The organism is Lactobacillus sp. S2-2, from assembly GCF_021698855.1.
In the GTDB taxonomy this organism is placed as follows: Bacteria; Bacillota; Bacilli; order Lactobacillales; family Lactobacillaceae; genus Fructilactobacillus.
Map to the genome: position 1 here is coordinate 60,431 of NZ_WWFA01000003.1, position 12,584 is coordinate 73,014.

Sequence of the window (12,584 nt, forward strand, 5' to 3'; positions counted from 1 at the left end):
TAAGTAACTTATTAATTGGAAATAGATAATTAACAATAGTATAATTATTAACAAGATATATAATCAGAAAGGTGAACTGAATGAACAATCAAAGATTACTACCAATTACTTCCGGAGATAATTTCCGTGAATTAGGTGGATATAAAACAACTGACGGTCGACAAGTAAAATGGCATAAAATTATTCGTTCTGGTTCTTTAGGAAACTTAAATGAACAAGATCAACAATTTTTATCCATTTATGGTGTTGATTATGATATTGACCTTCGTTCAAAAGAAGAAGCACTAAATGATCCTGATCGAATTCCAGAAAATGAAATTACTTATCACTTGAATTCATTATTTGATGAAGATCAAACTGATAATTCAAAAGATTCAAAAGATTTAGATACAATTATGACAACTGATGAAAATTATGGGATTAATCATATGAAACAAGTTTATCGTAATATGATAACTGACAAAGGAGCTTTAAAAGCTTTTAACTATTTATTTTCTATTCTATTAGAAAACACAACTGAAAATAAATCAGTTCTATTCCACTGTGCTGCCGGTAAAGATCGCACCGGAATGGCTGCAGTATTTATTCTTTCAGCTCTAGGTGTCGACCTTGAAACCATCAGAAATGACTACTTATTAACGAATGCCGTTGTTCAACATGTTATCGATCGACGTATTGAACTTGCAACTAGCGAAGGTGCAAATTCAATCATGCAAAAAAATCTAAAAGTACTTTATTCTGTATCAGAAGAATTTTTAGATGCTGCATTAGATGAAATAAGCAAAAAATATGGTGACATTAACAACTTCTTACACAATGGAATTGGATTAAGTGATGATGATATTACTGAATTACAAAAAAATTATCTAATATAAAAAAGCGAAACGTATAATTAAACGTTTCGCTTTTTTTAACTTGTTTTTTCTCTTGATTACCTAACATATTAAATATGTTAATTGTTGTTTAAAAAACTTATATCAGTATTGATTAATACCAACCATTGGCCATCCAAAAGTTTTGTGCATTAACCCATGAGCCATAACGACTAGTAACATAATTATTTGCTACAATTTCTTGATTTGCAGGTGAATAATCACCGTTCAAATATGAAGAATCTAATTGATATTTACCAACATAGCGTCCGTTTTGGGCATCATATGAATTAGTTGATTCATGAGATGCAATCCAATTCTTAGCTTGTTCTTCACTATTATTTTGAACTGATGCGTTATTAGTAGTTTCACTCATTTGCGGTGTTTCTGTTTGTGTTTCTACGTTTTGACTAACTGGTTGTGTTACTTGCTTTTTAGGCTTATTTACCTTTTTCTTGTTATGTTTTTTATTATGTTTTTTCTTACTATTTGATAATTTTAGGGTTTGACCTATTTGAAGATCATTACCATCATTTTTCAAATTATTTAATCTGATAATTCGATTAATTGGTAATTGGTTAATTTTTGCGATACTAGAAACGGTGTCTCCGGATTTAACTGTTACTTGTTTAGCAGATGTAGATATTTTTAATCCAATCAAAAATATTGATAAAACTGCAATAACAGTAAATGCCATTAAAAATTTGACATTTTTGGTTTTTAAAATATTATCACTCCTATATATATGAATGTAAAAAAATTTTCGTTCAAAAGTAAATTAAACAACATTTGTCATATTAAAGCCTAAGAATTACACAAAGATTTCCAATTCATTACAATAATTGTGATAAAAGAAACATTGTAATAGTTTTGTAATATTTAATGAACAAAAAAAGAATCCTAACTAGGATTCTTTTTCTATATGTTTAATTCCAATTCCTGTAAATGCACTAATTAATGAAAATACTGGAGATAATAATGAGAAAAATACAAAAGGCAAGTATTCTAAAGTCGGAACACTTAATGTATGGGCAACAAAGACTGCTGCGACTCCCCATGGAACTAGGTAATTAATTACTGCTCCACCATCTTCTAAAGCTCGACTAAGTGCAAGTGGAGAAAGTTTTGCTTCCGCAAATTTTTTCTTGTATGCATTCCCTGGCAAAATAATTGATAAGAATTGTTCACCAATGAAAATATTTACTCCAATTGCTGATAAGATCACCGCTAAAATCAAATTACCAGTTCGATCAATTTTAGAAGTTAAACTTTCCATGATTGTATCAATAATTCCTAAGTGCATTAATAAACCACCTAAAGCTAAAGCTACAATAATTAAAGCTACTGTACTCATCATAGACGAAATTCCACCTCGACTAAGTAATTGATCAACTTCTTGATTTTTAGTATGTGCGACAAATCCATTTTCAATAATGTCTGCTAATTTTTCTAATTTAAAATGCGGATTATTAATAAATAGCAATCCAATTGAAACAACAATATTAATTAATAAAGTTGGAACTGTTGGAATTTTCACCCATGCACAGATGATTAATAAAATTACTGGAATCAACGCAATTAAGCTAATCGAGAAATTTTGATTTAAAATACTTACAGTCGAATTAATTTTAGATAAATCAGCAGTTTGGTGACCATTTCCAATAAAAGAAAATAAAATTAAGGATCCAATAAAGGCCGGAATAGTTGACCACATCATATTTTTAATATGATCAAACAAATCTACTCCAACTACTGCAGTAGTTAAATTAGTGGAAGCTGACAATGGTGATGATTTATCCCCAAAAACTGCCCCAGAAATAACGGCTCCAGCAACCATTGCTGGATTAATTCCCATTGTAATTCCAATCCCCATCAGAGCAATTCCTACTGTCGAAATAACAGTAAAAGCACTTCCAATAAAAGTTCCGACAATTGCACAAATTAAAAAGACTGATGGCAAGAACCATTTAATTGAAATTAACTTAAAGCCAAAAACCATTAAACTAGGAATGACTCCAGAGGCAATCCAAACTCCAATTAAAGTTCCAATTAACATAAAAATAAATAACGGAACAATTCCATTTTTAATTCCAACCACCAAGCTATCATTAACATCATCCCAGCTAAATCCTCGTAGTTTTGCCCAAAAAATTAAAAGCATGATGACTGTCAAAATAGGAACTAATGGGCTTAATTGTAGATACATAATTCCAATCCCCATGATTACAAGCATGACAAGCAATACTGTAATTGCTTCAAATAAATTAATTGAAATTTTCTTTTTTTCCTTCATTAGTTAACACTCCTTTATATTATTTATGACAGTTATCAAATAAAAAACGCCTCTGTTCTATAAACAGGGACGTTTTAACGCGGTACCACCCAAATTAAAAATCAATAAAAATATTGATTAATCACTTGTTCAGATGATATCGATTCTGAATTATTCGTTTTATTTAATGTCGACGTATTTTGAAACTAACACCCTGATCGGTTCGCATTAACCACCGACTTTCTGACACCCAGATGCAATCCTACTTAATCGAAATAAAAAGTCATATTTATTTAAAAGAATCATAGCACTATCTAATTAACTCCGTCAACTAAAAACTATTTTTCTTCTAATTTACGATTTAAAAAATGAGCTAATTTATCTTTTGAATAAAGGCCGGTTACCTTTTCAACGCCTTTACCATTTCTAAATACCACAAAGCTAGGCATACTCATTACTTTATATTTTTGCGGAATTTCTTGATTTTGATCTACGTTAAATTTTACGAACTTAATCTTTTTACCAAAATCTTCTTCTAATTGATCTAAAACTGGTTCCATCATTTTACATGGACCACACCATGGAGCCCAAAAATCGACGAAAACTAATGGAGCATTAACTGCATCATTAAAATTCTCTGGAGTTGCATTAATTGCCATTTTGCTTCCTCTTTCTAACGTAGTGAATAATTAAAGTAACAACAATTGAAATAAGGACAAATGGTCCAAAAATTGTAGGTGGAATTTCGATATGGATCATTGGAATCGATAAGAATAACTTAAGTGAAATAAAGGCAATTAAAACATATGCCATTGTCTTCAATTCTGGAATCTTCTTCATTAGTACCATAATAAATTCAGCAATTCCACGCATTGCAAGAATCCCTATCATTCCACCAATTAAAACAATTACTGGATTATGTGAAATCGCTAATGATGATAATACTGAATCAACTGAAAAAATAATATCCATAAATTCAATTTGAAGAACCACCATCCAGAAGAACTTTCTAGTTCCTCTTTCTTTGGTACTTTTTAGATGCATTTTACTTTTTTTATCACCTTTTTTAAAAAAGTATTGATAAACCAAATACATTAAATAAATTGCACCAATTACTTTAATTTCCCAAAAATCAATTAGGTAAACTCCTAATCCAATTACAATGAATCGAAAAACATAAGCTCCAATCAATCCATAAAACAATGATTCTTCTTGCAACTTTTTGGTTGGTAAAACTTGAGTTTGTGCAGCTAAAACAACTGCATTATCAACTGATAATAAAACTTCAATAATTACTAAAGAAAATATCAATAGCCAATCATTTCCACTTGTAATTACGGTTTGCCAATTATTTAAATCAAAAAATGGACCATAAAGTTTTGCAATAAAATCTAACAATTACTTTCCTCCTTATTCTTCGTAACTATTAATTGCTTCTGTATCATATTCTCTTAAATTATTTTTAACAATTACACCAATTACTTTTTTAGCATAATCTGGATCAGTTGCATAAGCATTTTTTTGAATTAAATAGGCTTGCTTTCTAAAACTATACAAATCAGTCCGTTTAATAAATTTCTTAGAAATTAAATAATTATGATCATCAATTGCGGCTTGTAAACTTGGATACTTTCTAAAATTGGCAACGACCATAACTTTCTTGCCATTTTCATACTCAGCAGTATTATAGCGAATTGATTCACCTTTGTATTCTCCTTTAATTCCAAATGGGTTATTTGCATTTAGATAAAGTCCTGAAGTTCCCCAATCAGACTCTAAAACTGCTTGAGCAATCACAATACTTGGTAATACTTGCTTATTTTTATTGTAACTTTTCATGGCTGGTTTAGATAACTTAGTAATAAAGTTCTTTTGTGCCTTTTTTTCTTTTTTTTCTTTTTCAATTGCTTTAGCATATTTTGATTGCTGCTCATTTTGTTCCTGTTGCTGAGTTTGATTATTAATTCGATCTTTTCTAATTTCAAATCCAACCGCAAAAATTGCTATAATTACAATAAATAAAGTTAATAACGGTAAGAATTTTTTACTACTTCGATGTTTCAAAATTACAAGCCTCCAGCATTAATATTTGTTGTTACATTATACTATACAACTTTTTAAAATTAATTACTTTTAATTAATAATTAACAATTTCTTCATATAACTTCAAATTCTATGCAAAAATCGGCTGGATAGTGTATTATCAATGGTGTTATCATATTTCAATAAAGGGGTTACTACATTGATTGAAAAAGAAATAGTTAACCAAAATATTGAATGGATTAAAGTAATCGATTGTCGTCCAAATGACAAAGAAATTTTAAAAAATGAATATAAAATAACTCAAGAAATGCTTTATTATGCACTTGATCATCATGAACGTCCAAGAATAGAAGTTGATGAAAGTGATATGTTACTTTTAATTTTTGATGTAGCCGAATCTACTCGCTTTAATGGAGATATTTCTGCTGAACCAATTGGAATTATCATTGATGGAAAACGTTTATTTACATTTACAGCTAATAAAACTAATTTTGTAAATGAATTAATGAATCATACTATCCAAAAGATTCAATCAAAAACTATTGAAACATTTCATCCCATTGATTTAACGATGAGATTACTTTACAACCTTTCAATTCAATATTTTGATTACATAAACCAAATTAATAGTGTTCGAACTAGTATTCAACGTAATTTAAAAGGAAAAGCGAAAAAGAATGCAATTAGTCACCTTTTGAACTTACAAACCAACTTAGTTTACTTTTTAACATCATTAACCGCCAACGATGATATGTTAACCGATTTAAAAAGGAAATTAAGATACGAATTATCTGAAGATCAAAATGAAACTCTCGAAGATATTCGAGTAGAAATAAAACAAGGTTTATCGATGGCAGAGATGGCGAATGCAGCTACTCAACAAGTTGCAAATGCCTATTCTAACTTATTAGATAGTAATTTAAATGCAACAATGAAATTTTTAACTGTTTTTTCAATTTTATTAAGTGTTCCAAATATTATTTTTGGCTTTTTTGGCCAAAATGTTACTCTTCCATTCACTCATGGACATTTGGCTTGGGCATTTACAATTTTTATAACTTTTATTTTAATGCTATTAGTTATCTTAATTCTTCAAGCTAATGACTTCTTTAAAAAGTAAATAATCATAAATCAGGAGAAAATATAATATGAAGAATTTTTTTCAAAGTATGCATAAAAACCGTATAATATCAATAATATTTTGGTTAGTAATGGTACTTATAGCAGTTATTTTTATGCCTAATATTAATCAAATATCTCATAATAGTTATCAAAATAATAATGTAAACCAAAAACAAATTAACCAAGCACAGGCTTTACAAAATGAATGGGGACGTGATCTCAACAACACGAACCAAATTTTTGTGGTTTACAATAATCCTGATGGAAAAATTGATAATAAACAACAAAAGATGATTTATCATTCAATTAGTAAGGTTAAAAAAGATGAAAATGGAATCAAAAAAATCACATCTTTGAAGACTACTCCTTCAGCTGAAAAAAGATTATTATCTAACGATAAATCAACTGAACTATTAGTATTAGATGTTGATAATTCGATTGTACAAGATGATGCTTATGCCAATAAGTTAAGACAAGAATTTGGAACGGAAGGATTATCAAATTATGTAACTAATCAAAATATCATTAATAGTGCTAATGCTGATAGTATTTTAAGTAAAACAAATATCGTAGGCATGATAATATTCATGATAGCAATCCTTATAATTGGAATTATTTTCAGATCAATTATTGCTCCAATTATTTTATTAATTTCCAATTCTATTACTTATCTAATATCTGTAAGTTTGATTATGTTGCTAACTGAAAAATTCAAATTAAGTTTTTCTTACTATTCAAATATCACTATCTTAATTAGTAGTGTAGCGGTTGGTACTCTAATTAGTTTCTATATTATTCGTCGTTTTGAGGAATTAATCTCTAAAGAAGATGATAATGAAATTAAAACAGTTACAGCTATCATGGAAGATTTTACTTATCAAATAGCAATCGTTACATTAATTTTAGCAATTGCATTAGGTTCACTATTCCTTATCAATTATGCTCCAATTCAAGCTTTTTCTTCAATTGCAATTACAATCATAATAACTGCAATTGGAACAGCTAACATTGTTACTTTCTTCCTACAAATTTTGGGTAAATCTATCTTTTGGCCTAGAAATAAACTTAATAACCAGAGTAATCATAAAATATGGCAAAAATTATCTAATTTTTCACTTTGGCAACCAATGGCTGGAATTATTTTATCAATATATATTATATTTCCATTTGCGATTTCTTATAAATCAAATTTAACTTATAACGTTAATAATAATGATATAAGTAATAATCAAGCTATAACTGGTAGAGACGTTACTAATCTTCATTTTAATAATGGAAAAACAACTCCAGTTAAAATTTATGTGAAAAATTATCAAAAATTCAATAATGCTAATACTTTATTAGCAATTGATAAATTAACATCAAAATTACAAGCTAATCCTGATATTAAAAATGTTTATTCAATTACTCAACCAGGTGGTGTTCCAGTTGATAAGTATCAATTATCTAATCAACTAGCAATAGTAAATAAACGTTTATCATCAGTTCAATCTACCCTTTCAAATACCAATAGATCATTAAAAGCAAATATTAAAAATATAAATACAAAAAATTTAAATGGTCAGATTACTAAATTGAATCAAAATAGAATTGACTTAACTAAGTTAAACAACAGTATTACAAATACTCAAAATAATCTTTCTAATTCAATTAGTAATGTAGAATCAACTCCAACAATCAAACTAACCAAAAAACAAAAGAAACAAAAAAGACAACAGAAACAACTTCAAGAATCTCTAAATCAAGTCAATCAAGAGCTTAATGATTCAATTAATGATTTATCTGATTTACAAAGTTCAATTAATAATAATTCTGATAATTCTTCTAATCATGAAATTTATTTAAAGAAATATTACTATCAACTTAGAAGAACAAAGACTAATTTAACAAGAGCCAACAAATCAGTTCAATCATCTAATAAAGTAATTAGAAAAAACGCAAAGTATTTAAATAATTTACAAAAAGCTGATATTACAAAAGCTTATTATATTACCGCGGGACAAATGGAGGATACTGATTTTTATCAATCAATGTATAACTTCAATAGTTCAAATCAACAAATTACAATGTTAGAAGTTAATATGAAAGATTCACCTGATAATAGTAGTAATCATAAAAGAATTAATAAACTTGAACAACAAGTTAACACTATGATTCAAGGATCTAGATTAAAAAACTCAGATATTTCATATTCTGGTATCCCAATTGATAATGCCAAAATGCAACAAGATGCTCTTAAATTTATTCCAATAACTTTAGGAATCATGATGCTCATCTTATGGATTGGCTTGATAATAGTTAGTCGTTCTATTCTTCATCCATTATATTGGATTTTAACTTATGTTCTTAGTGCATTTGCTGGTCTTCAAATTTCTCAAATGACTATTAGTTATCTAACTAATGATTCTCTACTTGATTCAAATAGTATCCTATTAATAATTACACCATTATTAATTTTAGCTACAGCGGAATTAGTTCCTTTAGCTAGAACTTATCGAAAAGATAATCCTGATATGATGTATTGGTTATCTTATGAAATAAATGATTTTGGTCAAAAAGTAAGATATTTAATCTTTGGTACAATTTTAATTGCACTTGGATTTGCTTTTGGTGGATTAAATACGTTCTTATATGTATTATTAACAATAATAATTACAACTATTTTATTTAATATTACATTACCATTAATGGCTACTGCACTTGGAAAATTAGCTATAGAATTACCAAAAAGTAAATTGCATGAAATATTCAAACATAATAAAAAGAGCTAGTTAGTTAACTAGCTCTTTTTATATGCAGTTAAATCAGGTTCTTGCCCATCTTCTTTAACCTGATAATGTAATTCGGTATTTTCATCAATGATACCAAAAAGGTGTTTAGTTTTTTCATCATCAAAATATCCGAGATCAATTACTAAGACATCTTCATCATCAACAATTACATTATCGAACGTATTAAAAACAGAATGAATTCTTTTAATTGAATTTTGTCGTTTTTGCGCTCTTTCAAAAGCCGCAGCCAAAGTAAACCCTTGTTGTAAATACATATTAATTAAATTAATTAATATTAAATTTTTGAAATCAAAAACTCTGGAATTAGTTTTTTCAGTTTCTTTTCTAGTACTTTCAATTAAACCTTTTTCATCCCAATATCTAATTTGTCTTGTTGAAACGCCGGTAATTTCACTCACTTCACCAATTCTAAAAACTAACTTTTTAAAATTAGGTGAACTATATAAATGTTTAACTGGTTTTACCATATTTACTCCGATCAAAATTATTGGTTATAAGAAATCACTTTAAATTGATTATGCTTAAATTCTAGCTTAGTTACACTTCCATTATTAGGTCGTTTGGTTAAATCAAACTCTCCATTTGAATATTTTTCAACTAAACTAAGTAATGTATTTCCATGACTAATTAATAAAACATTATCTCCATCTTTTAAATCTGAATTATTAATTATCAAATTTAATCCTTGGTTCAGGCGATTCCAATATTCTTCAGCATTTTCTGCCATATGGAATGGATCTGCTTCTTTTAAATAATTCTTAGCAGTGTCCATATCATGACTTTGAATAATTTCTTTAAAACTTGGTTCCCCGTGTGGTGCACCTGCTTGAAACCAAGTTTGTTCAGAATCTAATCCTTCATAATATCCATAAAAATGTTCTCGAAAAAAATATTTTACAATTGGCTTTTGTAAATTTTGATTCAAATTTTGGTCAATAATAATTTGAGCTGTATCTTGTGCCCTGGTAGTATCTGAACAATAAACTGCTTTAAATGGAATATCACTTAATTTATCTGCAGTTTGTTTGGCTCCATCAATTCCTTTTTGTGTTAAAGGTGAATTACTCCATCCTTGTAACTTATTAAAAATATTAAAATAAGTTTGACCATGACGAACAACATACAAGTTAAAATCAGCCATTTTATCCCTCTTTTCAACTTAACCATGATAACATCATTTTAATCATTCGATAAGCTATGTAAATGATATTCTTCTAAAATTTAAATAAGTTTTCCCTAAATCAAACTTAATTCAACCAATTTCTGATAATATATTACTTGATTACATAATTAAGGAGTCCTGATTCTTGAATAAACTAAAGAGACTATTTTCCCATGTTAATACAAGAGTTGGCTTTATTGTTTTACTAACCATTTTAATTTGGTTAAAAACTTTACTAGCCTATTTCACAGATTTTAACTTAGGCATTGATAATGCATTTCAATTTATCTTAATGATTATAAATCCAATTGCTTCAACTATTATTTTATCTAGTGTTGCCTTTTTATTTAAACCAGCAAAGTTATTTTACCCAATTGCTTTATTAATGGATTTATTAAACACCGTAATTCTATATTTAAATGTAATTTACTTTAGAGAATTTACTGACTTTATGACAGTCAGTACCATTACTGGATATTCAAAAGTAAATCAAGGGTTAAGCGGAAGTTCACTTGCCTTAACTAAACCTCACGATGTATTTTATTGGATTGATTTAATTGTCATCATTGGATTAATCCTATTCAAAGTAATTAAATTAGATAAACGTATTCAAAAAGCTAGAATTGGCTTTGCCATATTCTCATTAGGATCTGTTTTATTATTAACTAATATTGCTTTAGCTGACATGGATCGCCCTCAATTACTAACTAGAACTTTTGACCGTAGCTACATCGTTAAATATTTAGGATTAAACAGTTTTACTGTATATGATGGTATTAAATCACAACAAAATAAAGAAATGAGAGCAACAGCCACTAAATCTGCAATTGACGATATTTTAAAGCACAATGAATCACATTATGCTGAACCTAGCAAAAAAACTGAAGGAATTGCTAAAAACAAAAATGTTATCATTCTTCACTTAGAAAGCTTACAACAATTTGTCATTAACAAAAAAATTAATGGAAAAGAAGTTACTCCATTTTTAAATTCACTTTATAAAAACAAAAGCACTTATTCTTTTGATAACTTTTTCCATCAAGTTGGACAAGGAAAGACTTCTGATGCAGAAAACTTATTAGAAACTAGTACTTACGGATTACCTCAAGGATCCCTATTTACTCAAGTCGGTAGTGACAATGAATTTGAAGCAGCACCTGCAATTTTAGGTCAAGATGGTTATACCAGCGCTGTATTCCATGGGAATAATGCTAGTTTCTGGAATCGTGATAATACTTATAAAAATCTAGGATATCAATATTTCTTTGATGCTAGTTACTATAATACTTCAGGAGACCGTGCAACTGGATATGGATTAAAAGATAAATTATTATTTCATGATTCAGTTAAGTATCTTGAAAAATTACAACAACCTTTTTACGCTAAATTCATTACTGTAACAAATCACTTCCCATTTGATTTAGATTCAGAAGATACTAAAGACTCTACCTTTAAAACAACTGGTACAAATGATTCTAAAGTTAATAACTATTTTGTAACTGCTCATTATCTTGATAAAGCAGTTAAAGAATTTTATCAATACTTATACAAATCTGGTTTAGCTAAAAATTCAATGATTGTTTTATATGGTGACCATTATGGATTATCCAATTCAGAAAACACTAATTTAGCATCTGTTTTAGGTAAAGATCCTAATTCGTGGAATGGATTTGATAATGCACAATTACAAAGAGTTCCATTTATGATTAATTTACCTGGAACTAATAAAGGATATGAAGATCACACATATGGAGGAGAAATTGATGTACTTCCAACAATTCTTCATATGCTAGGTATTAATACTAAAAAATATGTTCAATTTGGTACTGATCTATTCTCTAAACAACATGATTCAGTTGTCGCTTTTCGAAATCGAGATTGGGTTTCACCAAAATATTCATCAATTGGTGGAGTTTATTATGACAGTAAAACTGGACAACCCTTTGATCCTGATGATAAATTAAGAGAAAAACTTCATAAAGTTCAAGATAAAGTTAATACTGAATTGTCATATTCAGATTCATTGAATCAAAAAAATCTATTACGTTTTTACGATCCGAAAGGATTTAAAAAAGTTAACCCTAAAAAATATAACTATGATGATGGAATTGCTCAATTAAATAAAATTCAACAAGCTCTTGGTAATAAATCAACTAGTTTATATTCGAAAAATAAAGATAAATCAACTCAAAAATTATATAAAACTGATGCACCAGAATTAACTCATGACTCAGGTCAAACTAATCGAATTAGTAATAACAATCTTGAATCATCAAGTAGTCAGAAATAATAAAAAGAACCAATCAAATAAATTTGATTGG

General features: G+C 28.2%; 11 protein-coding genes. 4 read left to right on the plus strand and 7 right to left on the minus strand.

Annotation, left to right across the window (positions count from 1 at the left end):
- Positions 1 to 80: 80 nt before the first annotated feature.
- A complete protein-coding gene (locus GSH19_RS03685; protein WP_237026733.1) occupies positions 81 to 875 on the plus strand; it encodes a tyrosine-protein phosphatase in 795 nt (264 codons plus the stop codon).
- A gap of 112 nt (positions 876 to 987) precedes the next feature.
- Here GSH19_RS03685 and GSH19_RS03690 read toward each other — a convergent pair whose 3' ends face one another.
- From GSH19_RS03690 to GSH19_RS03710, 5 genes are all read right to left on the minus strand, one after another.
- Entirely contained in the window at positions 988 to 1,569 is a 582-nt protein-coding gene (locus tag GSH19_RS03690) for a LysM peptidoglycan-binding domain-containing protein (protein ID WP_237026734.1), read from the minus strand.
- Positions 1,570 to 1,776: 207 nt separating this feature from the next.
- Positions 1,777 to 3,165: a Na+/H+ antiporter NhaC gene (nhaC, locus tag GSH19_RS03695; protein WP_237026735.1), complete on the minus strand. Its 1,389-nt coding sequence runs from the start codon at positions 3,163 to 3,165 to the stop codon at positions 1,777 to 1,779.
- A gap of 317 nt (positions 3,166 to 3,482) precedes the next feature.
- Positions 3,483 to 3,803: a thioredoxin gene (trxA, locus tag GSH19_RS03700; RefSeq protein WP_237026736.1), complete on the minus strand. Its 321-nt coding sequence runs from the start codon at positions 3,801 to 3,803 to the stop codon at positions 3,483 to 3,485.
- Positions 3,793 to 4,542, minus strand: coding sequence for a TerC family protein (locus GSH19_RS03705; RefSeq protein WP_237026737.1), 750 nt, complete (start codon positions 4,540 to 4,542; stop codon positions 3,793 to 3,795). The genes trxA and GSH19_RS03705 overlap by 11 nt, the downstream gene beginning before the upstream one ends.
- Before the next feature lie 12 nt (positions 4,543 to 4,554).
- The gene (locus GSH19_RS03710; RefSeq protein WP_237026738.1) at positions 4,555 to 5,208 is read right to left on the minus strand and encodes a glycoside hydrolase family 73 protein; all 654 of its coding nucleotides are present in this window, start codon (positions 5,206 to 5,208) and stop codon (positions 4,555 to 4,557) included.
- A gap of 178 nt (positions 5,209 to 5,386) precedes the next feature.
- Here GSH19_RS03710 and GSH19_RS03715 point away from each other — a divergent pair, with 178 nt between their 5' ends.
- Together GSH19_RS03715 and GSH19_RS03720 are read left to right on the plus strand one after the other, a co-directional pair.
- A complete protein-coding gene (locus GSH19_RS03715) occupies positions 5,387 to 6,307 on the plus strand; it encodes a magnesium transporter CorA family protein (RefSeq protein ID WP_237026739.1) in 921 nt (306 codons plus the stop codon).
- A gap of 28 nt (positions 6,308 to 6,335) precedes the next feature.
- Positions 6,336 to 9,080 carry an MMPL family transporter gene (locus tag GSH19_RS03720; RefSeq protein WP_237026740.1) on the plus strand — a complete coding sequence of 915 codons (2,745 nt, stop codon included), beginning with the start codon at positions 6,336 to 6,338 and terminating at the stop codon, positions 9,078 to 9,080.
- Positions 9,081 to 9,088: 8 nt separating this feature from the next.
- Here GSH19_RS03720 and GSH19_RS03725 read toward each other — a convergent pair whose 3' ends face one another.
- Together GSH19_RS03725 and GSH19_RS03730 are read right to left on the minus strand one after the other, a co-directional pair.
- Positions 9,089 to 9,568 (minus strand): MerR family transcriptional regulator, encoded by a 480-nt coding sequence (locus GSH19_RS03725; RefSeq protein WP_237026741.1) that lies wholly within the window; start codon positions 9,566 to 9,568, stop codon positions 9,089 to 9,091.
- A gap of 17 nt (positions 9,569 to 9,585) precedes the next feature.
- Positions 9,586 to 10,242, minus strand: coding sequence for a histidine phosphatase family protein (locus tag GSH19_RS03730; protein WP_237026742.1), 657 nt, complete (start codon positions 10,240 to 10,242; stop codon positions 9,586 to 9,588).
- 166 nt (positions 10,243 to 10,408) lie between these two features.
- Here GSH19_RS03730 and GSH19_RS03735 point away from each other — a divergent pair, with 166 nt between their 5' ends.
- Positions 10,409 to 12,553 carry an LTA synthase family protein gene (locus GSH19_RS03735; protein WP_237026744.1) on the plus strand — a complete coding sequence of 715 codons (2,145 nt, stop codon included), beginning with the start codon at positions 10,409 to 10,411 and terminating at the stop codon, positions 12,551 to 12,553.
- Positions 12,554 to 12,584: the final 31 nt, after the last annotated feature.

Bases quoted from the DNA above. Each gene is read 5' to 3' on its own strand.
- GSH19_RS03685 (WP_237026733.1), top strand. From the start codon at position 81: ATGAACAATCAAAGATTACTACCAATTACTTCCGGAGATAATTTCCGT.
- GSH19_RS03720 (WP_237026740.1), top strand. From the start codon at position 6,336: ATGAAGAATTTTTTTCAAAGTATGCATAAAAACCGTATAATATCAATA.
- trxA (WP_237026736.1), bottom strand. From the start codon at position 3,803: ATGGCAATTAATGCAACTCCAGAGAATTTTAATGATGCAGTTAATGCT.
- GSH19_RS03730 (WP_237026742.1), bottom strand. From the start codon at position 10,242: ATGGCTGATTTTAACTTGTATGTTGTTCGTCATGGTCAAACTTATTTT.
- nhaC (WP_237026735.1), bottom strand. From the start codon at position 3,165: ATGAAGGAAAAAAAGAAAATTTCAATTAATTTATTTGAAGCAATTACA.
- GSH19_RS03725 (WP_237026741.1), bottom strand. From the start codon at position 9,568: ATGGTAAAACCAGTTAAACATTTATATAGTTCACCTAATTTTAAAAAG.
- GSH19_RS03690 (WP_237026734.1), bottom strand. From the start codon at position 1,569: ATGGCATTTACTGTTATTGCAGTTTTATCAATATTTTTGATTGGATTA.